Below are 20898 nucleotides of genomic sequence, written 5' to 3' on the forward strand. Positions count from 1 at the left end.
GCCGGCCCGTCTCCGGGCCGCACTGTCGCGGGCTGTTCCCGTCAGCACCAAGGAGTGAGTTCGTCTGTCGACCGCCATCCTCACCGGTGCGCCGGTACCCGGATCGTCGCTCGAGGACGATCTGCGGTCACTCGGCTTCGATGTAAGGACCGCCACCGACGCGACCGAGGCCGCCGAACTGCTCGCCGCGGTTCCCGCGAGCCAGCGCGTCGCGCTCGTGGACCCCCGCTTCGTCGGCCACGTCCATGCCCTCAGGCTCGGACTGACCGACCCCCGCTTCGCCGTCGCCACCGTGCCCGGAGCGCTCACCGCGCAGCCCGAGGCACGGGCCGCGGTGCTGGGCGCCCTGCGCACGGCCGTGGCCGCCGTCGGCGCGGGCGTCGGCACGGGAAGCCCCGTCGCGCCCCCGGGCGCCGAACCCGCCGCCGAGGACCACACGGTCCCCGGCCGCCTCGCCGCGGCCCTGGACGCCGAGGGCACCGCCGTGCAGCGTCCCGAGCTCGGCTCGCTCACCGCCGCGGTACCCGACGGCCCCGAGGACCGCGCTGCCGTCCGGTCCGCCGTCGCCGCGGTCGACGACGAGGCGGTACGGCTGCGCAGCGCCGTGAAAGCCCACGACGGGTTCTTCACCACGTTCTTCATCAGCCCGTACTCCCGCTACATCGCCCGCTGGTGCGCCCGCCGGGGCTTCACCCCGAACCAGGTCACCACCGCCTCCCTGATCACCGCCCTGATCGCGGCGGGCAGCGCGGCGACCGGCACCCGCGGCGGCTACGTCGCGGCCGGGGTGCTGCTGCTCCTCTCCTTCGTCCTGGACTGCACCGACGGGCAGCTCGCCCGCTACTCGCTGCAGTACTCGACGATGGGCGCCTGGCTGGACGCCACCTTCGACCGGGCCAAGGAGTACGCGTACTACGCGGGTCTCGCGCTCGGCGCCGCCCGCGGCGGCGACGACGTATGGGTCCTCGCGCTCGGCGCGATGGTCCTCCAGGCCTGCCGCCACGTCGTCGACTTCTCGTTCAACGAGGCCAACCACGACGCGGTCTCCAACACGAGTCCCACCGCCGCGCTCTCCGACAAGCTCGACAGCGTCGGCTGGACGGTCTGGCTGCGCCGGATGATAGTGCTGCCCATCGGCGAGCGCTGGGCCATGATCGCCGTGCTGACCGCGGTGACGACCCCCCGGATCGTCTTCTACGCCCTCCTCGTCGGCTGCGCCCTGGCCGCCTGCTACACCACGGCCGGCCGGCTGCTCCGCTCGCTGACCCGCAAGGCGCAGCGCACCGACCGGGCAGCGGGTGCACTGGCCGACCTCGCCGACTCGGGGCCCCTCGCGCAGGCCGTCGCCGCCGTGGTCCGGCGTCCGGGCGGTGGCTTCACCGCCCCGCTGCTGGCGCTCGCCGGAGCCCTGGTGCTGGTCGCCGCCGCACTCTTCGCGCCCTACGGCAGCTGGCTGACCGTCGGCGCGGCAGGGGTGTACGCGGTCGTCTCCGGCCTCGCGGTCTCACGGCCGCTCAAGGGCGCGCTCGACTGGCTGGTGCCCCCGGTCTTCCGGGCCGCGGAGTACTGCACGGTCCTCGTCCTGGCGGCCCGCAGCGACGTACCGCACGCCGTTCCGGCGGCATTCGGCCTGGTTTCGGCCGTCGCCTACCATCACTACGACACGGTCTACCGCATCCGAGGCGGTACGGGCGCCCCGCCCCAGTGGCTGGTGCGCACCATCGGCGGGCACGAGGGCCGGACCCTGGTCGTGGCCGTACTCGCCGCCCTGCTGACCGGAGCCTCAGCTTTCACCACGGCTCTGACCGCGCTCGCGGCGGCCGTGGCTCTGGTGGTGCTCGTGGAGTCCATCCGCTTCTGGGTGTCCTCCTCGGCCCCCGCCGTACACGACGAAGGAGAACTCGCATGATCGGCCTCGTACTGGCTGCTGGTGCCGGACGCCGTCTGCGTCCCTACACGGACACCCTGCCCAAGGCGCTGGTGCCCGTCGACGGCGAGAAGACGGTCCTCGACCTGACGCTCGCCAACTTCGCCGAGGTCGGACTCACCGAGGTCGCGATCGTCGTCGGCTACCGCAAGGAAGCGGTCTACGCCCGCAAGGCCGAGTTCGAGGCCACGTACGGCGTGAAGCTGACCCTGATCGACAACGACAAGGCCGAGGAGTGGAACAACGCCTACTCCCTCTGGTGCGCCCGTGAGGTCCTGAAGCAGGGCGTCATCCTCGCCAACGGCGACACCGTGCACCCGGTCTCCGTCGAGAGGACCCTGCTGGACGCCCGCGGCAAGGGCCAGAAGATCATCCTCGCCCTCGACACGGTGAAGAACCTCGCCGACGAGGAGATGAAGGTCATCACCGAGGGCGACCAGGGCGTCCGGCGGATCACCAAGCTGATGGACCCCGCCACCGCGACCGGCGAGTACATCGGCGTCACGCTGATCGAGCCCGAGGCCGCCGAGGAGCTCGCCGACGCGCTGAGGACCACCTTCGAGCGCGACCCCGACCTCTACTACGAGGACGGCTACCAGGAGCTCGTGAACCGCGGCTTCACGGTCGACGTCGCCCCCATCGGAGAGGTCACGTGGGTCGAGATCGACAACCACGACGACCTCGCCCGGGGCAGGGAGATCGCGTGCCTGTACTGACGCGCCTCATCCCGTCCCCGGTCGTCGTCGACATCCGTCGCGGCGCGATGGACGATCTGGCCGGTCTCCTCGCCGACCAGCGGATCTCCGCGTCGGGCAAGCTCGCCATCGCGATCAGCGGAGGTTCCGGACTCGCCCTCCGCGAGAGGCTCGCGCCGGTGCTGCCGGGGGCCGACTGGTACCCCGTCGGCGACGGCACGATCGACTCCGCGGTGCGGCTCGCCGACGGCATCAAGGGCAACCGCTACGACGCCCTCGTCGGCCTCGGCGGCGGAAAGATCATCGACGTGGCCAAGTACGCCGCGGCGCGGGTCGGCATGCCCATGGTCGCCGTCGCGACGAACCTGTCCCACGACGGGCTCTGCTCCCCGGTCGCGACCCTGGACAACGACAACGGACGCGGCTCCTACGGGGTCCCCACCCCGATCGCCGTGGTCATCGACCTGGACGTGATCCGCGAGGCCCCCGCGCGCTACGTGCGCTCGGGCATCGGGGACGCGGTCTCCAACATCTCCTGCGTCGCCGACTGGGAGCTGGCCCACGAGATCCAGGGCGAGGAGATCGACGGACTCGCCGCCGCCATGGCCCGGCAGGCGGGCGAGGCAGTGCTGCGTCACCCCGGCGGGGTCGGCGACGACGCCTTCCTCAAGGTGCTGGCCGAGGGCCTCGTCCTGACCGGCATCTCGATGTCGGTCGCCGGGGACTCCCGGCCAGCCTCGGGCGGCTGCCACGAGATCAACCACGCCTTCGACCTGCTGTACCCGAAGCGCGCGGCAAGCCACGGCGAGCAGGTCGGCCTCGGCGCCTGCTTCGCCATGCACCTGCGGGGCGCCCGCGAGGAGTCGCTGCACATGGCTTCCGTACTGCGGCGCCACGGGCTGCCGGTGCTGCCCGGCGAGATCGGGTTCACCCCCGACGAGTTCGTGCGGGCCGTCGAGTACGCCCCGCAGACGCGCCCGGGACGCTTCACGATCCTGGAACACCTCAACCTGTCCACCGACCAGATCAGGGACGCGTACGCCGACTATGCAAAAGCCATCCATAGCTGAACTCCGTCCGGTCGTGCACCCTCCGGGTGTGAAGGACCGGCGCAGCGGCGAGCACTGGGCGGGTCGGCTCTACATGCGCGAGATCTCGCTGCGCATCACCCGGCGCCTGGTGACCACCAAGGTCACGCCCAACCAGCTGACCTACGTGATGACCGTCGCCGGTGTGCTCGCGGCTCCGGCTCTGCTGGTCCCGGGCATCCCGGGCGCGCTGCTCGGCGTGGTCGCGGTCCAGCTCTACCTGCTGTTCGACTGCGTCGACGGCGAGGTGGCGCGGTGGAAGAAGCAGTACTCCCTGGGCGGGGTCTACCTGGACCGGGTGGCCGCCTATCTCTGTGACGCGGCGGTGCTGGTCGGCTTCGGCCTGCGTGCCGCCGACCTGTGGGGCCCGGGGCGCATCGACTGGCTGTGGGCCTTCCTGGGCACGCTCGCCGCGCTGGGCGCCATCCTGATCAAGGCCGAGACCGACCTCGTCGGCGTCGCCCGCCACCAGGGCGGGCTGCCCCCCGTCAAGGAATCCGCGTCCGAGCCGCGCTCCTCCGGCATGGCGCTGGCCCGCCGGGCGGGCGGTGCGCTCAAGTTCCACCGGCTGATCCTCGGCATCGAGGCGTCGCTGGTCATCCTGCTGGTGGCCGTGCTCGACACCGTCAGGGACGACTTCTTCTTCAGCCGTCTCGCGGTCGCGGTCATGGCCGGCATCGCCCTTCTCCAGACCGTCCTGCACCTGGTGTCGATCCTGGCGTCCAGCAGGCTGAAGTGAGCTCACCCATGAAAATCGGCGCAGTCATCATCACCATGGGCAACCGGCCCGACGAGCTGCGTGCCCTCCTCGACTCGGTCGCCGGGCAGAACGGCGACCGGATCGAGGTGGTCGTCGTCGGCAACGGCGCCCCGGTCCCCGACGTGCCCGCGGGTGTGCGGACCGTGGAGCTGCCCGAGAACCTGGGCATCCCCGGCGGACGCAACGTCGGCATCGAGGCGTTCGGCGCCTCCGGCACCGACGTGGACGTGCTGCTGTTCCTCGACGACGACGGGCTGCTGGCGAAGAACGACACAGCCGAGCTGTGCCGGCAGGCGTTCGCGGCGGACCCGGAGCTCGGCATCATCACCTTCCGCATCGCCGACCCCGAGACCGGGGTCACCCAGCGCCGGCACGTCCCGCGACTGCGTGCGGCCGACCCGATGCGCTCCTCCCGCGTGACGACGTTCCTCGGCGGGGCCAACGCGGTGCGTACCCGGGTGATCGCCGAGGTCGGCCCGCTCCCCGACGACTTCTTCTACGCACACGAGGAGACCGACCTCGCCTGGCGGGCCCTCGACGCCGGCTGGATGATCGACTACCGCGCGGACATGGTGCTCAACCACCCCACCACCGCCCCGTCACGGCACGCGGTCTACCACCGCATGGTGGCCCGCAACCGGGTCTGGCTGGCCCGCCGGAACCTGCCGGCACCGCTGGTCCCCGTGTACGTCGGGGTCTGGCTGCTGCTCACGCTGGTGCGCAAGCCCTCCCTGCCCGCGCTGAGGGCGTGGTTCGGCGGTTTCCGGGAAGGGTGGACGAAGCCCTGCGGACCCCGGCGCCCCATGAGGTGGCGTACGGTGTGGCGCCTGACCAGACTGGGCCGACCGCCTGTGATCTGAGAGGCTCTCCTCTGAGACCATGAGCCCTGTTTCGTTGTGTACGGGGACCTGTCCGCCTCGGCCGCACCCGCGTCCGGCTGCGCATTGTGAAGACGAGAGTTCTTACCTGTGAGTGATACGACCCACGACGGCGGGATTGCGCTGAGCAGCCCGCCGTCCGCCGACGAGGGGCTGAGTGCCTCCGGGCTGGCCGCCAAGTACGGCTTGACGGTGAGCGGCGCCAGGCCCGGGCTGTTCGCGTACGTCCGGCAGCTCTGGGGCCGCCGGCACTTCATCCTGGCGTTCTCCAGGGCCAAGCTGACCGCGCAGTACAGCCAGGCCAAGCTCGGCCAGCTGTGGCAGGTCGCCACCCCGCTGCTGAACGCCCTCGTCTACTTCCTGATCTTCGGGATCATCCTCGGCACCAGCAGGGGGATGAGCCAGGAGGTCTTCGTCCCGTTCCTGGTCACGGGTGTGTTTGTCTTCACCTTCACCCAGAGCTCGGTCATGGCGGGGGTGCGGTCCATCGCCGGCAACCTCGGCCTGGTCAGGGCCCTGCACTTCCCGCGTGCCTCGCTGCCCGTCTCGTTCTCGCTCCAGCAGCTCCAGCAGCTGCTGTACTCGATGATCGTGCTGTTCGCCGTGGCGATCGCCTTCGGCAGCTATCCCACGCTCTCGTGGCTCCTGATCGTCCCGGCGCTCGCCATGCAGTTCCTGTTCAACACCGGCCTGGCGCTCGTCATGGCCCGGCTGGGCAGCAAGACCCCGGACCTCGCGCAGCTGATGCCGTTCGTCATGCGTACCTGGATGTACGCCTCGGGCGTCATGTTCTCCATCCCGGTGATGCTGGCCGACAAGCCGCAGTGGATCGCGGACGTGCTGCAGTACAACCCCGCGGCCGTCTACATGGACCTGGTCCGCTTCGCGCTGATCGACGGCTACGGCTCCGAGAACCTGCCGCAGCACGTCTGGGCCGTGGGACTCGCCTGGTCGCTCCTGGTGGGCGTCCTGGGCTTCGTGTACTTCTGGAAGGCAGAGGAACGGTACGGCCGTGGCTGAGGAATCTTCCCAGGGACACATCCCCACCGTGATCGCCGACGACGTACACATCGTGTACCGGGTCAACGGGACGGGGGGCGGCAAGGGCAGCGCCACCGCGGCGCTCAGCCGGATCATGCGCCGCGGCAAGGGCGAGCCGCGCGGCGTCCGCAAGGTGCACGCGGTGCGGGGGGTCTCCTTCACCGCCTACCGTGGTCAGGCCATCGGCCTCATCGGCACCAACGGCTCGGGCAAGTCCACCCTGCTCCGGGCCATCGCCGGGCTGCTGCCGACCGAGCACGGCAAGGTGTACACGGACGGCCAGCCCTCGCTGCTGGGTGTCAACGCCGCGCTGATGAGCGACCTGACCGGTGAGCGCAACGTCGTGCTCGGCGGCCTCGCGATGGGGATGAGCCGCGAGGAGATCCGCTCGCGCTACCAGGACATCGTCGACTTCTCGGGGATCAACGAGAAGGGCGACTTCATCACGCTGCCCATGCGGACGTACTCCTCGGGCATGGCGGCGCGACTGCGCTTCTCGATCGCGGCGGCCAAGAACCACGACGTCCTCATGATCGACGAGGCGCTGGCCACCGGTGACCGCAAGTTCCGGGTCCGCTCCGAGGCACGGATCCGCGAGCTGCGCAAGGAGGCGGGCACCGTCTTCCTCGTCAGCCACAACAACAAGACCATCCGGGACACCTGCGACCGGGTGCTGTGGCTGGAGCGGGGCGAGCTCCTGATGGACGGCCCCACCGAAGAGGTGCTCAAGGCGTACGAGCGGGAGACCGGCAAGTAGGTCCCTCCGTTCCCGTGGCCCCCGCCGGTGCACCGAGGCGGGGGCCACTGCGGTGCGTGGTGGCCCGGGTCGCGGGGACGCCAGGGGGGTATCTCCTCCCGTCGGATGACGTCAATTACTTTGATCCCGGGGAAGGTTGACGGAGATCGAAGTGTTGTGCCGGGACGCGCCGCACCCCGGCGCGGCCCCGTGAGCTGTACAACGTAAGCTGTGCGGGAGCTGATTCGCGGCCATGTGGGGTGATACGCCCCCGGTGCATCGGCCGTTGTGAGCCTGTCGCACTCGGGGCAGTGAGCGGCGTGTCCGAAAAGGGATGTTTTGGGTCAGCAGTGTAGAACGGGAGATGTGACGGCAATGATGGGAAATCTCCAGCTCCGACGTGGTTTCGCCGTCCCCGCGTCGGGCGGTACGCAGTGACCCGTACGCAGCAGGCGCGTACCGACGCCACCTCCACCCTCGACAAGGCCGCGGACGAGAACTTCCCCGTGGCCCCCTTCTTCCTGCCCCGCGCCTGGCGCGACGACCTGATGGCGGTCTACGGCTTCGCCCGCCTCGTCGACGACATCGGTGACGGCGACCTCGCGCCCGGCGGTGCGGACGCCCGCCACCTCGGCGTCGGCCCCGGCACGGCCGAGGACCGGCTCGCCCTGCTCGACGCCCTCGAGGCCGATCTGCACCGCGTCTTCGCGGACGCCGCAGGCGGCCCGCTCCACCCCCTGATGCGCGCCCTGCTCCCCACCGTGCGGCGCTGCGCCCTCACCCCCGATCCCTTCCTCGGGCTCATCGAGGCCAACCGGCAGGACCAGAGGGTCCGCCGCTACGGGACGTACGAAGAGCTCCTCGCCTACTGCGAGCTCTCGGCCAACCCCGTCGGACGCCTCGTCCTGCAGATCACCGGTACCGCGAGTCCCGAACGGATCCGCCGCTCCGACGCCGTCTGCACCGCGCTGCAGATCGCCGAGCACCTCCAGGACGTCACGGAGGACCTCGGCCGGGACCGGATCTACCTGCCCGCGGAGGACATGGCCCGCTTCCACGTCTCCGAATCCGACCTGGCCGCACCGACCGGGGGAGCGTCGCTGCGCGCCCTGGTCGCGTTCGAGGCGCAGCGTGCCCACGACCTGCTGGACGAGGGGATCCCCCTGGTGGGCAGCGTCCGGGGCAGGCTCAGGCTCCTGCTCGCCGGCTTCGTCGGCGGAGGGCGGGCAGCGCTCACCGCCGTCGCCGCCGCCGGATTCGACGTACTGCCCGGACCGCCCAAGCCCACCGTGCCGCGTCTGCTGCGCGAAGTGGGAGTAGTCCTGCGAAAAGCGCACAGAGAGGGGTGAGCCGGACCGTGGAGGGACAGACGACGTACATGTCGGCACCGGTACAGGCCGCGTACAGCTACTGCGAGGCCGTCACCGGACAACAGGCCCGTAACTTCGCCTACGGCATCAGACTGCTGCCGTACGAGAAGCGGCAGGCCATGTCGGCGCTGTACGCCTTCTCCCGCCGCGTCGACGACATCGGCGACGGCGAGCTGGCCCCGGAGACCAAGCGGACCCGGCTGGAGGACACCCGCGAGCTCCTCGGCCGGATCCGCGACGGCGCGGTCGACGAGGACGACACCGACCCGGTGGCCGTCGCGCTGGCGGACTCCGCGCGCCGGTTCCCGCTGCCGCTCGGCGGCCTCGACGAGCTGATCGACGGCGTCCTCATGGACGTGCGCGGTGCGAGCTACGAGACCTGGGACGACCTCAGGACCTACTGCCGGTGCGTCGCGGGCGCCATCGGGCGGCTCAGCCTCGGTGTCTTCGGTACGGAACCCGGCGCACCCGGGGCCGACCGGGCCGCGGAGTACGCCGACACCCTCGGCCTCGCACTCCAGCTCACCAACATCCTCCGCGACGTCCGTGAGGACGCGGGCAACGGGCGCACGTACCTGCCCGCCGACGACCTCGCCAAGTTCGGCTGCTCCGCCGGCTTCCACCGGGCCACCCCGCCCCCCGGCTCCGACTTCGCCGGCCTGGTGCACTTCGAGGTCCGGCGCGCCCGCGCCCTCTTCGCCGAGGGCTACCGGCTGCTGCCCATGCTGGACCGGCGCAGCGGCGCCTGCGTGGCGGCCATGGCCGGCATCTACCGCCGGCTCCTCGACCGGATCGAGCGCGACCCCGAGGCCGTCCTGCGCGGCAGGGTGTCCCTGCCCGGCCACGAGAAGGCGTACGTCGCCGTGCGCGGGCTGTCGGGCCTGGACGCGCGGTACATCTCGCGCCGGACCACCCGGGGGAGGGCCTGATGCGCCCCGTGGACGACGCCGAGCGGGCAACCCCGCACCCGCCCCACGCGTCCCTGAGTGCGACGGCGCGACGGAGGGAGCACACATGACCGGTCAGGACCCGCGCTCCTCGCGTGCCGTGGTCGTCGGCGGCGGTCTCGCCGGAGTGACGGCCGCCCTGCGCCTCGCCGACGCCGGGCTCGACGTGACCCTGCTCGAAGGCCGCCCCCGGCTGGGAGGCCTGGCCTTCTCCTTCCGCCGCGGCGAGCTGTCCGTCGACAACGGCCAGCACGTCTTCCTGCGCTGCTGCACCGCCTACCGCTGGTTCCTGGACCGCATCGAAGGCACCCACCTCGCCCCCCTGCAGGAGCGTCTCGACGTCCCCGTACTCGATGTGGGGCGGGCCCGGGGGCCGAGGCTCGGACGGCTGCGCCGCACCGGGCTGCCCGTGCCCCTGCACCTCGCCGGCGGGCTCGCCGCCTACCCGCACCTCACGCTCGCCGAGAAGGCGGGCGTCGCCCGCGCGGCACTCGCGCTGGGCCGGCTCGACCCGGCCGACCCCGCGCTCGACGGCATCGACTTCGCGACCTGGCTGCGCCGGAACGGCCAGTCGCAGCGGACCGTCGAGGCGCTCTGGGACCTCGTCGGCGTCGCCACGCTCAACGCCACCGCCCCCGACGCCTCCATGGCACTGGCCGCGATGGTCTTCAAGACGGGGCTGCTCTCCGAGCCCGGCGCCGCCGACATCGGCTGGGCCGCCGTGCCGCTCGGCGAGCTGCACGACACCCTCGCCCGCAAGGCCCTCGAGTCGGCGGGCGTACGGCTCCACGTACGGACCCGGGCCGGCTCCCTCACCCGCACCGAGGACGGCCGGTGGGCCGTCGGGACGGACGGCTCACGGTTCGAGGCCGACACCGTCGTCCTCGCCGTACCTCAGGGCGAGACCCACGGGCTGCTGCCGGACGGGGCGATCGACGACCCCGGCCGGCTCCTGGAACTGACCGACGCGCCGATCCTCAACGTGCACGTCGTCTACGACCGCAAGGTGCTGCGCCGGCCGTTCTTCGCCGCGCTCGGCTCGCCCGTGCAATGGGTCTTCGACCGCACCGCGACGTCCGGGCTCCGGGGCGGCGGGCAGTACCTCGCGGTGTCCCAGTCCGCGGCCCAGGACGAGATCGACCTGCCCGTCGCCGAGCTGCGCAGGCGCTACCTGCCCGAGCTGGAGAAGCTCCTCCCCGCCGCGCGCGGCGCCGGTGTCCGCGACTTCTTCGTCACCCGCGAGCGCACCGCGACGTTCGCACCCGCTCCGGGGACGGGGCGGCTGAGGCCGGGTGCGCACACCCGTGCCCCCGGACTCCATCTGGCAGGCGCATGGACTGCCACCGGCTGGCCCGCCACGATGGAGGGTGCGGTCCGCAGCGGTTTCAGTGCCGCGGACGCCGCGCTCCACACCCTCGGACGACCCCACGAACATCCGCTGCAGGAAGCGGCATGAGCAGTACCACCGGAACAAGAGGAGAGTCTGTGACCCCGGCGAATCCGGCTTACGACACCGTGGCGGACACCACGGACGTCACCGCGCTTCTGGAGCGTGGAAGGGCCCTGTCAACGCCGGTGCTGCGAGCTGCCGTGGACCGGCTGGCGCCGCCCATGGACACCGTCGCGGCGTACCACTTCGGCTGGATCGACGCCCAGGGCCGGCCGGCCGACGGCGACGGCGGCAAGGCCGTGCGCCCCGCGCTCGCCCTGCTGTCCGCGGAAGCCGCGGGCGCGCCGCCCGAGGCCGGCATCCCCGGCGCCGTCGCCGTCGAACTCGTGCACAACTTCTCGCTGCTGCACGACGACCTGATGGACGGCGACGAGCAGCGCCGCCACCGCGACACCGTGTGGAAGGTGCACGGGCCGGCCCAGGCCATCCTCGTCGGCGACGCGCTCTTCGCGCTGGCCAACGAGATCCTGCTGGAGCTCGGCACCGTCGAGGCAGGCCGGGCGGCCCGCCGGCTGACCACCGCCACCCGCAAGCTCATCGACGGGCAGGCCCAGGACATCTCCTACGAGCACCGCGAGCGGGTCACCGTCGAGGAGTGCCTGGAGATGGAGGGCAACAAGACGGGCGCGCTGCTCGCCTGCGCCGTGTCCATCGGAGCGGTGCTCGGCGGCGCCGACGACCGCACCGCCGACACACTGGAGGCGTACGGCTACCACCTCGGCCTCGCCTTCCAGGCCGTCGACGACCTGCTCGGGATCTGGGGAGACCCGGAGTCCACGGGCAAGCAGACCTGGAGTGATCTGCGCCAGCGCAAGAAGTCCCTGCCCGTCGTCGCCGCGCTCGCCGCGGGCGGACCGGCCTCCGCCCAGCTGGGCGAGCTGCTGGCCGCCGACGCCAAGAGCAACGACTTCGACAGCTTCTCCGAGGAGGAGTTCGCCGCACGCGCGGCACTCATCGAGGAGGCGGGCGGCCGGGAGTGGACCGCCCAGGAAGCCCGTCGTCAGCACGCCGTGGCCATCGAGGCACTGCACGGCGTCGACATGCCGGAACAGGTACGGGCACAGCTCACCGCACTTGCCGACTTCGTCGTCGTACGAAAGAGATGATCACCATTCGCATATGACTCGCAGTCGCCGGCGGGTGCCCTGACCGGGCACCCGCCGACGGAGACCCCAGCACAGCAGCGGACCAACTGCACGAAGGGGAAGCCATGACAGCGACGACCGACGGAAGCACCGGAGCCGCGAACCTCCGCGCAGCCCCGGTAAGCGATCCGACCGACACGACCACTGCCGCGGACGATGTGCTCGCCGCCGCGCGGCAGGCCGCGGAACGCTCGGTGCGGCACCTCCTCGGCAGGCAGGACGAGCAGGGCTGGTGGAAGGGGGACCTCGCCACCAACGTCACGATGGACGCCGAGGACCTGCTGCTCCGTCAGTTCCTGGGCATCCAGGACCCGGCCACCGTGAAGGCGGCAGCCCGCTTCATCCGCGGCGAGCAACTGGGCGACGGAACCTGGGCGACCTTCCACGGCGGTCCCGGCGACCTCTCCGCCACCATCGAGGGGTACGTCGCGCTCCGGCTGGCCGGAGACCGGCCGGACGACCCGCACATGATCCGTGCGGCCCGCTTCGTCCGGGACCGGGGAGGCATCGCGGCAGCCCGGGTCTTCACCCGCATCTGGCTCGCGCTCTTCGGCTGGTGGAAGTGGGACGACCTGCCCGAGCTCCCGCCCGAGCTCATGTTCTTCCCGAAGTGGGTCCCGCTCAACATCTACGACTTCGGCTGCTGGGCCCGTCAGACCATCGTCCCGCTCACCGTCGTCTCCGCGAAGCGGCCCGTCCGCCCCGCCCCGTTCACCCTCGACGAGCTGCACACCGACCCCGCCCGCCCGAACCCTCCCGGGCGTACGGCTCCGGTGGCCAGCTGGGACGGCGTCTTTCAGCGGCTCGACAAGGCACTGCACCTCTACCACAAGGTCGCCCCGCGCGGACTGCGGCGCATCGCCATGAACGCGGCGGCCCGCTGGATCATCGAGCGCCAGGAGAACGACGGGTGCTGGGGCGGGATCCAGCCGCCCGCCGTCTACTCCGTCATCGCCCTGCACCTGCTGGGCTACGACCTCGACCACCCGGTGATGCGCGCCGGACTCGCCTCGCTCGACCGGTTCACCGTCCTGCGCGAGGACGGCGCCCGTATGGTCGAAGCCTGCCAGTCACCGGTCTGGGACACCTGCCTCGCCACCATCGCGCTCGCCGACGCCGGGCTGAGCCCCGACCACCCGGCCCTCGTGAAGGCCGCCGACTGGATGCTGGGCGAGGAGATCGTACGGCCGGGCGACTGGTCGGTGCGCAAGCCCCGACTGGCCCCGGGGGGGTGGGCGTTCGAGTTCCACAACGACAACTACCCCGACATCGACGACACCGCGGAAGTCGTCCTCGCGCTGCGCCGGGTGCGTCACCCCGACCCCGAGAGGGTCGAGGCCGCGATCGACCGCGGGGTGCGCTGGAACCTCGGCATGCAGTCCCGCAACGGCGCCTGGGGCGCCTTCGACGCGGACAACACCAGCCCCTTCCCCAATCGGCTGCCGTTCTGCGACTTCGGCGAGGTCATCGATCCGCCGTCCGCCGACGTCACCGGGCACGTGGTGGAGATGCTCGCCGTCGAGGGGCGTTCGAGCCACCCCCGCACCCGCCGCGGCATCGAGTGGCTGCTCGCCGAACAGGAGGCGAGCGGTGCGTGGTTCGGCAGATGGGGCGTCAACTACATCTACGGCACCGGGTCCGTGGTGCCGGCCCTGATCGCGGCCGGGCTGCCCGCGGCGCACCCCTCCGTCCGGCGGGCCGTCGGATGGCTGGAGTCCGTCCAGAACGAGGACGGCGGCTGGGGCGAGGACCTGCGCTCCTACCAGCAGGAGGAGTGGGTCGGACGCGGTGCGTCGACCGCCTCCCAGACCGCTTGGGCACTCCTCGCACTCCTCGCGGCCGGGGAGCGCGACGGCAGGCCCGTCGCGAGGGGAATCGGCTGGCTGGCGGGGACCCAGCAGGCCGACGGCTCGTGGGACGAGCCCTACTTCACCGGGACCGGCTTCCCCTGGGACTTCTCCATCAACTACCACCTCTACCGGCAGGTGTTCCCCCTCACCGCCCTCGGCCGGTACGTCTACGGCGACCCGTTCGCCACCGGTACCGGCAAGGGGGCCTGACCGGATGGGCGATGCCCGGAGGCACCCCGCCCCCGTCATGCCACTGCTCATCGCCTGCGCGCTCGGCATCGAGCACCTCGCCCTGCGCACGGGCAGGGGGAAGGGCGGCCCCGGCCCGGTGACCGTCATCAGGACCGGGATGGGTCCCAAGGCCGCGGAGAACGCCGTCCGCCGGGCGCTGGGACAGGACGGGGTCCGGGGCGCCGCGGTCATCGCCTCGGGCTTCTGCGCGGGGCTGGCCCCCGGCATGCACCCCGGTGACCTCGTGGTGGCCGAGGAGACCCGGGACGACAGCGGCACGACGGCCTGTACCGGGACGGGTCTGCTGGTCGACGCGCTGACCAGAGCGGTACCGGGCCGCAACGTCCACACCGGGCCGGTGACCGGCTCCGGTCACGTCGTCCGGGGTGCCGAACGCGCCGGGCTCCGGGCCACCGGAGCCATCGCGGTGGACATGGAGTCCGCCGCCACGCTCCGCACCGCTGTACGGACCGGCCCCCGCCCGGTTGCGGCCGTACGAGTGGTCGTGGACGCTCCTGAGTACGAGCTCGTCCGTATCGGCACGGTCCGCGGTGGAATATCGGCATTCCGTGTTCTTCGTGCTGTCCTTCCGGCTTTCCATGAATGGCACCGATCTTTGCTGCTCCCCAGGAGGTGAGCCCAGATGGCCATGCCGCTCCGTCAGTCCATCAAGGTTGCGACGTATCTGATCGAACAGAAGCTCCGCAAGCGGGACAAGTTCCCGCTGATCGTCGAGCTGGAGCCCTTGTTCGCCTGCAATCTGGCGTGCGAGGGCTGTGGGAAGATCCAGCACCCGGCCGGGGTGCTCAAGCAGCGCATGCCGGTCGCCCAGGCGGTCGGGGCGGTGCTCGAATCGGGCGCCCCGATGGTGTCCATCGCCGGTGGGGAACCGCTGATGCACCCCCAGATCGACGAGATCGTGCGTCAGCTGGTGGCGAAGAAGAAGTACGTCTTCCTCTGCACCAACGCCATGCTGATGCGTAAGAAGCTCGAGAAGTTCACGCCGTCGCCGTACTTCGCCTTCGCCGTGCACATCGACGGACTGCGCGAGCGGCACGACGAGTCCGTCGCCAAGGAAGGTGTCTTCGACGAGGCGGTGGAGGCGATGAAGGAGGCCAAGCGGCGCGGCTTCCGGGTCACCACCAACTCCACCTTCTTCAACACCGACACCCCCCAGACCATCATCGAGGTCCTCAACTACCTCAACGACGACCTGAAGGTCGACGAGATGATGATCTCGCCCGCGTACGCCTACGAGAAGGCACCCGATCAGGAGCACTTCCTGGGCGTGGAGCAGACCCGCGAGCTCTTCAAGAAGTCCTTCGCCGGCGGGAACAGGGCCCGCTGGCGCCTGAACCACTCGCCGCTCTTCCTGGACTTCCTGGAGGGCAAGGCGGACTTCCCGTGCACGGCCTGGGCGATCCCCAACTACTCGCTCTTCGGATGGCAGCGTCCCTGCTACCTGATGAGCGACGGGTACGTCCCCACGTACCGGGAGCTCATCGAGGAGACCGACTGGGAGAAGTACGGACGCGGCAAGGACCCGCGGTGCGCCAACTGCATGGCGCACTGCGGCTACGAGCCGACCGCCGTCCTCGCCACCATGGGGTCGCTGAAGGAGTCCCTGCGGGCGGCGCGGGAGACCATCGGCGGGAACCGGTGACGCCATGACCGCGGGAGAGCCGGTCGCGCTGGGTCTCCCCGCGCTGCCGGCCCGGCCGCTCGCCGACCGACGCGTCACCCGTCAGATCCAGGTCGGGTCGGTGGCGGTCGGTGGGGATGCTCCCGTGTCGGTGCAGTCGATGACGACGACGCGTACGTCGGACATCGGTGCGACGTTGCAGCAGATCGCGGAGCTGACGGCGTCGGGCTGTCAGATCGTGCGGGTGGCGTGTCCGACGCAGGACGACGCGGACGCGTTGTCGACGATCGCGCGGAAGTCGCAGATCCCGGTGATCGCGGACATTCATTTCCAGCCGAAGTACGTGTTCGCGGCGATCGACGCGGGGTGTGCGGCGGTGCGGGTGAATCCGGGCAACATCAAGCAGTTCGACGACAAGGTCAAGGAGATCGCGAAGGCTGCCGGGGATGCGGGGACGCCGATCCGGATCGGTGTGAACGCGGGTTCCCTGGATGCGCGGCTGTTGCGGAAGTACGGGAAGGCGACGCCGGAGGCTCTGGTGGAGTCGGCGCTGTGGGAGGCGTCGCTGTTCGAGGAGCACGGGTTCCGGGACATCAAGATCTCGGTGAAGCACAACGACCCGGTCGTGATGGTGAACGCCTACCGTCAGCTGGCCGCGCAGTCCGACTACCCGATGCATCTGGGTGTGACCGAGGCCGGCCCCGCGTTCCAGGGGACGATCAAGTCCGCGGTGGCGTTCGGTGCGCTGCTGTCGGAGGGGATCGGGGACACGATCCGGGTGTCGTTGTCGGCTCCTCCGGTGGAGGAGGTCAAGGTGGGTCTGCAGATCCTGGAGGCGCTGAATCTGAAGCAGCGGCGTCTGGAGATCGTGTCGTGTCCGTCGTGCGGGCGGGCGCAGGTGGATGTGTACAAGCTGGCGGATCAGGTCAGTGCGGGGCTGGACGGTCTGGAGGTCCCGCTGCGGGTCGCGGTGATGGGCTGTGTCGTGAACGGTCCGGGTGAGGCCCGTGAGGCTGATCTGGGTGTGGCGTCGGGCAACGGCAAGGGCCAGATCTTCGTGAAGGGCGAGGTCATCAAGACCGTCCCGGAGTCGAAGATCGTGGAGACCCTCATCGAGGAAGCCATGAAGATCGCGGACGGCATGGAGGAGGCGGGCGCCGCCTCCGGGGTCCCGGCCGTGACCGTGAGCTGAACCAGGACCGGGAAGGGGCCCGAACACGACGATGGGGAATCACCACGGGGCTCGGGACCGCAGGGCACCGAGCCGGTCACGGCACCGGAACGCGGCGAAGGGAGAGCGGGGAATGAAGGACGACGGGCCCACGGGCTTCGACCTGGCACGGCTCCTCGCGGAACGCGGCGCCGAACGCTACGAGCTGCACACCCGGCACCTGAACCACCAACTGCCGCGCATGCTCCGCACGCTCGGCTTCGACAAGGTCTACGAGCGGGCCGAAGGCGCGTACTTCTGGGACGCGGACGGCAACGACTACCTCGACATGCTCGCAGGCTTCGGCGTGATGGGGCTGGGCCGGCACCACCCCGTCGTGCGCAAGGCCCTGCACGACGTCCTCGACGCCTCGCTCGCCGACCTCACACGCTTCGACTGCCAGCCGCTGCCCGGACTGCTGGCCGAGCGGCTGCTGGCGCACAGCCCGCACCTTGACCGGGTCTTCTTCGGGAACAGCGGGACCGAGGCGGTCGAGACCGCGCTCAAGTTCGCCCGCTACGCCACCGGTAGGCGGCGCATCCTCTACTGCACCCACGCCTTCCACGGACTGACCACCGGCTCGCTCTCGGTCAACGGCGAGTCCGGCTTCCGGGACGGCTTCGCACCCCTGCTCCCCGACACGGAGATCGCGCTCGGCGACCTCGACGCCCTGAGGCGCGAGCTGAAGCGCGGCGATGTGGCCGGTCTGGTCGTCGAGCCGATCCAGGGCAAGGGTGTCCATGCCGCGCCGCCCGGCTTCCTGCGGGCGGCGCAGGAGCTGCTGCACCGGCACAAGGCGGTGCTCATCGCCGACGAGGTGCAGACCGGGCTCGGCAGGACCGGCGACTTCTACGCCTACCAGCACGAGGAGGGCGTCGAGCCCGATCTGGTCTGCGTGGCCAAGGCGCTGTCCGGCGGTTACGTGCCGGTCGGGGCGACGCTCGGCAAGGACTGGATCTTCAAGCGCGTCTACTCCTCCATGGACCGGGTCCTCGTCCACTCCGCGAGCTTCGGATCGAACGCCCAGGCCATGGCGGCCGGGCTCGCGGTGCTCGCCGTGATGGAGGACGAGGAGACCGTCGCGAACGCCCGCCGCACCGGTGATCTCCTGCGGGAGCGGCTCGCGGCACTCGTCGGCCGCTACGAGCTGCTGCACGAGGTCCGGGGGCGGGGGCTGATGATCGGCATCGAGTTCGGCCGGCCCTCCTCGCTGAAGCTCCGCAGCCGCTGGACCATGCTGCAGGCGGCGCGGAAGGGCCTCTTCGCACAGATGGTCGTGGTCCCGCTGCTGCAGAGACACCGCATCCTCACGCAGGTGTCCGGAGACCACCTGGAGGTGATCAAGCTGATTCCGCCGCTGGTCATCGGGGAGCGGGAGGTGGACCGCTTCGTGACCGCTTTCAGCGCGGTCATGGACGACGCGCACGACGGGGGCGGGCTGATGTGGGACTTCGGCAGGACCTTGGTGAAGCAGGCGGTGGCCAACCGCTGAGCTCTTGCCTCTGAGGTAAGAAATTTGCCCGAGAGGAAAGATCCTGGCTCAATGAATGTATGAAACCTCCCGAAGGAGGGGTGGCCGACGATCTGCCGGGGGTCGCGCCGCGCCTGCGTGACCTGCGTCGCGACCGGGGCCTCACCCTGGAGACCGCCGCCGGGCGGGCGGGGCTCTCCCCGGCCCACCTCTCCCGGCTCGAGACGGGCCGAAGGCAGCCCTCGCTCCCCATGCTGCTCGGACTCGCCCGCATCTACGGTACGACGGTCTCCGCACTCCTCGGGGAGATGCCGCCCGAACGTGACGCGATCGTCCGCGGCGGTGCCGTCGGCGGAGGGGCGATCTCCCGCCCCGGAGTGGCCCCCTTCGAAGGGTCAGGCGGAGGCTTCGGCGGTGCCGAGGCCGACGGCTGGCTGTACCACCAGGCCGGCGCCTCGGGCCGTGCCATGCAGGCGCTGCGCGTCAGCGTCCCGTACGGGGCACAGAGTGATCTCGTACGCGTCCATCCCGGCGAGGAATGGCTGTACGTCCTCGACGGGCGGTTGCGGGTGACCCTGGGGGAGACCGTGCACGACCTCGGGCCCGGTGACAGCGCGCACTTCGACTCGCTCACCCCGCACCGGATCGCCGCCCTCGACCGGGGAGGCGTGCGGCTGCTCTTCGTCCACACACTGCTGCAGAGTCCCGCAGCCGAGCTGTGCCTGGGCGGCGAGGTCCACCGGGTGTGAACCCCGCCCGTCCCGATACCCCTCAGATCCTTCGTTCCCCTCGGCCCGAGCGGTCGAAAGAGAGGACTGTCATGTCCGATTCAGCAGACTACGACCCGCTCACGCCCCGCAGGCAGAAAGGCACGGACACGCAGGAGCGGAAGATGCCCCGCGGTGTGGTCATCCGGCTCTTCGCGTACCTGGTGGCCGGGCACGTCATCGCGGCGTTCCTCTACGTCCTGTTCACCGTGGCGGGCAAGAGCTGACCCGCCGGACGTGGCGGGGGAGGGTCTGCCGCTCACGGTGGAGGTGGGGCCGGCTCGCCGGCGCCTCGGCCCTACGCGTCCTCGACGAGGCGCTCGCGCAGACGCTCGCGGGTGGCGGGCGTCAGCTTCAGGCCCTCGGTGAGGTAGCGCTCCGTGCCGCCCCAGGTCTCCTCGATCGCGGTGAACGCGGCGGCGAGGTAGTCGGGGTGCGCGCCGAAGAGCGGATTGAGCAGCTCCATCACCTCGTCGGACATCCCCGCCGACGAGGTGTCGCTGCGCCGCACCTTGTAGCGGCGGTGCGCGTCGTTGGACTTCAGGTAGTCGGCCTCGATGGCCTCCTTCTCGACCCCGACCGCCAGCAGCGAGACCGCGATCGACAGGCCGGCCCGGTCCTTGCCCGCCGCGCAGTGCATCAGCGCGGGAACGCTGTCCTCGGCCAGCGCGTGCAGCACCCTGCTGTGCTCGGCCGTGCGGTCCGTGATGATGGACCGGTACGAGGCGATCATGCGGTCGCTGCCCCTGCCGTCGGCGAGGATCGAGCGCAGTTGCTGGATGTTCCCGTCACGCACGAGCCGCCAGAACTCGGCGCCGTCGGCGGGGTCGGAGAGCGGGATGCTGACGTTGCGGACGCCGGGCAGCTCCACGTCGAGGCCGTCGAGCTTGTGGTCCGCCGCGTTGCGGAAGTCGAAGACCGTGTGCAGCCCGAGGCCGGCGAGGAACGCGGCATCGGCCTCGGTGGCGTGCGCCAGGTGCCCGCTGCGGTAGAGGCGCCCGTGCCGCACCTTCCGGCCGTCCACGGTCGGGAGCCCGCCCACGTCGCGGAAGTTGCGGACACCGGTCAGCTCGGTGTCGGTCGGCGGAACCTCTGGCAGCTGCGTCACAAGGACTCCTGAAGTGTCTGGCGTCGGCGCCTCTCGCCGACGAGGGCACGCTCGCGACGATACGACATGGATTCATCGGGCAACCGTCTCGGTCTTCGCCCCGTTTTCGGCCCGGTCCGAAAGGAAGAGAAATCGCGCCATGTCCGTATTGGTGTATTTAGCAGAACATGCCCCGCTTGTGCGGGAGATGGGCGGCGGCAGGTGAGCGGGATCATATCCGTGACGGTGTGTGGCGGAACCACGGGCGGGTATTCCGGACGCCGCGCGGAAAGCCAAGATCCGTAATCCACGGAGTGTGACCGGAATTCCGGACGGGAAAGGAGGGGCGGATTCCGGTCCGCAACCGGCGGCTTGTTCCCGGCGTCCCGGCTCGCCTACGGTCACGGTCAATCCGGACGGAACGCCTAATCCTGCCGCCGCCCGGAATCCGCACCGACCTACGTGTGGCAGGAGCGGGGGAACCAGGCAAGCCGCCGACCGGAGGGATCCGGGACGGCTCGGGGTCAAGTCGCGTCCAGCGCGGCCGGGCATCTCCAGCCCGAACCCGACAGCTCACCTCGCAGGCGCCGGAGAGGACATCCC

19 protein-coding genes and 1 riboswitch are annotated in these 20898 nt (G+C 70.8%); of the genes, 18 read left to right on the forward strand and 1 reads right to left on the reverse strand.

The window, feature by feature from the left end; translation table 11 throughout:
• Window positions 1-121 precede the first annotated feature (121 nt).
• The 18 genes from OG927_RS29130 to OG927_RS29215 all read left to right on the forward strand — a co-directional run bounded on the left by OG927_RS29130 (window position 122) and on the right by OG927_RS29215 (window position 19435).
• The gene (locus tag OG927_RS29130) at window positions 122-1909 is read left to right on the forward strand and encodes a DUF5941 domain-containing protein (protein WP_330321366.1); all 1788 of its coding nucleotides are present in this window, start codon (window positions 122-124) and stop codon (window positions 1907-1909) included.
• Complete coding sequence (locus OG927_RS29135; protein WP_056792465.1) at window positions 1906-2643, forward strand: phosphocholine cytidylyltransferase family protein; 738 nt, start codon at window positions 1906-1908, stop codon at window positions 2641-2643. The genes OG927_RS29130 and OG927_RS29135 overlap by 4 nt, the downstream gene beginning before the upstream one ends.
• The gene (locus OG927_RS29140; protein ID WP_056792466.1) at window positions 2631-3692 is read left to right on the forward strand and encodes an iron-containing alcohol dehydrogenase family protein; all 1062 of its coding nucleotides are present in this window, start codon (window positions 2631-2633) and stop codon (window positions 3690-3692) included. Before OG927_RS29135 ends, OG927_RS29140 begins: the two co-directional genes overlap by 13 nt.
• A complete protein-coding gene (locus OG927_RS29145; RefSeq protein ID WP_330321044.1) occupies window positions 3670-4449 on the forward strand; it encodes a CDP-alcohol phosphatidyltransferase family protein in 780 nt (259 codons plus the stop codon). The genes OG927_RS29140 and OG927_RS29145 overlap by 23 nt, the downstream gene beginning before the upstream one ends.
• 8 nt (window positions 4450-4457) lie before the next feature.
• Entirely contained in the window at window positions 4458-5330 is an 873-nt protein-coding gene (locus tag OG927_RS29150) for a glycosyltransferase family 2 protein (RefSeq protein WP_371613150.1), read from the forward strand.
• Between the two features lie 108 nt (window positions 5331-5438).
• A complete protein-coding gene (locus OG927_RS29155; RefSeq protein WP_056792469.1) occupies window positions 5439-6368 on the forward strand; it encodes an ABC transporter permease in 930 nt (309 codons plus the stop codon).
• Entirely contained in the window at window positions 6361-7146 is a 786-nt protein-coding gene (locus OG927_RS29160) for an ABC transporter ATP-binding protein (protein WP_056792470.1), read from the forward strand. The genes OG927_RS29155 and OG927_RS29160 overlap by 8 nt, the downstream gene beginning before the upstream one ends.
• 413 nt (window positions 7147-7559) lie before the next feature.
• Window positions 7560-8474, forward strand: a complete 915-nt coding sequence (gene hpnC / locus OG927_RS29165; RefSeq protein WP_330321045.1) for a squalene synthase HpnC — start codon at window positions 7560-7562, stop codon at window positions 8472-8474.
• A gap of 29 nt (window positions 8475-8503) precedes the next feature.
• Entirely contained in the window at window positions 8504-9424 is a 921-nt protein-coding gene (gene hpnD, locus OG927_RS29170) for a presqualene diphosphate synthase HpnD (RefSeq protein ID WP_330321046.1), read from the forward strand.
• Between the two features lie 85 nt (window positions 9425-9509).
• Entirely contained in the window at window positions 9510-10898 is a 1389-nt protein-coding gene (gene hpnE, locus OG927_RS29175) for a hydroxysqualene dehydroxylase HpnE (RefSeq protein WP_056792472.1), read from the forward strand.
• On the forward strand, window positions 10895-11998 hold the full coding sequence (locus OG927_RS29180; RefSeq protein WP_056792473.1) for a polyprenyl synthetase family protein: 1104 nt from the start codon (window positions 10895-10897) through the stop codon (window positions 11996-11998). Before hpnE ends, OG927_RS29180 begins: the two co-directional genes overlap by 4 nt.
• A gap of 104 nt (window positions 11999-12102) precedes the next feature.
• Complete coding sequence (shc, locus tag OG927_RS29185) at window positions 12103-14097, forward strand: squalene--hopene cyclase (protein ID WP_056792474.1); 1995 nt, start codon at window positions 12103-12105, stop codon at window positions 14095-14097.
• A gap of 4 nt (window positions 14098-14101) precedes the next feature.
• Window positions 14102-14755 (forward strand): phosphorylase family protein, encoded by a 654-nt coding sequence (locus tag OG927_RS29190; protein WP_056792475.1) that lies wholly within the window; start codon window positions 14102-14104, stop codon window positions 14753-14755.
• 6 nt (window positions 14756-14761) lie between these two features.
• Complete coding sequence (hpnH, locus tag OG927_RS29195; RefSeq protein WP_056792476.1) at window positions 14762-15781, forward strand: adenosyl-hopene transferase HpnH; 1020 nt, start codon at window positions 14762-14764, stop codon at window positions 15779-15781.
• 4 nt (window positions 15782-15785) lie between these two features.
• On the forward strand, window positions 15786-16952 hold the full coding sequence (ispG, locus tag OG927_RS29200; RefSeq protein ID WP_330321047.1) for a flavodoxin-dependent (E)-4-hydroxy-3-methylbut-2-enyl-diphosphate synthase: 1167 nt from the start codon (window positions 15786-15788) through the stop codon (window positions 16950-16952).
• Window positions 16953-17064: 112 nt separating this feature from the next.
• Window positions 17065-18462, forward strand: coding sequence for an aspartate aminotransferase family protein (locus tag OG927_RS29205; RefSeq protein WP_056790606.1), 1398 nt, complete (start codon window positions 17065-17067; stop codon window positions 18460-18462).
• A gap of 59 nt (window positions 18463-18521) precedes the next feature.
• Entirely contained in the window at window positions 18522-19190 is a 669-nt protein-coding gene (locus OG927_RS29210; protein WP_209469259.1) for a helix-turn-helix domain-containing protein, read from the forward strand.
• Window positions 19191-19261: 71 nt separating this feature from the next.
• The gene (locus OG927_RS29215) at window positions 19262-19435 is read left to right on the forward strand and encodes a DUF6126 family protein (RefSeq protein WP_164494092.1); all 174 of its coding nucleotides are present in this window, start codon (window positions 19262-19264) and stop codon (window positions 19433-19435) included.
• A gap of 71 nt (window positions 19436-19506) precedes the next feature.
• Here the strand turns inward: OG927_RS29215 and OG927_RS29220 are convergent, their stop codons facing one another.
• Window positions 19507-20316, reverse strand: a complete 810-nt coding sequence (locus OG927_RS29220) for a tyrosine-protein phosphatase (RefSeq protein WP_056790600.1) — start codon at window positions 20314-20316, stop codon at window positions 19507-19509.
• A 424-nt stretch (window positions 20317-20740) separates the two neighbouring features.
• Window positions 20741-20895, forward strand: a riboswitch (cyclic di-AMP (ydaO/yuaA leader).
• The last annotated feature ends 3 nt before the right edge of the window (window positions 20896-20898 follow it).

Source organism: Streptomyces clavifer, assembly GCF_036345975.1.
Taxonomy (GTDB): Bacteria; Actinomycetota; Actinomycetes; order Streptomycetales; family Streptomycetaceae; genus Streptomyces; species Streptomyces clavifer.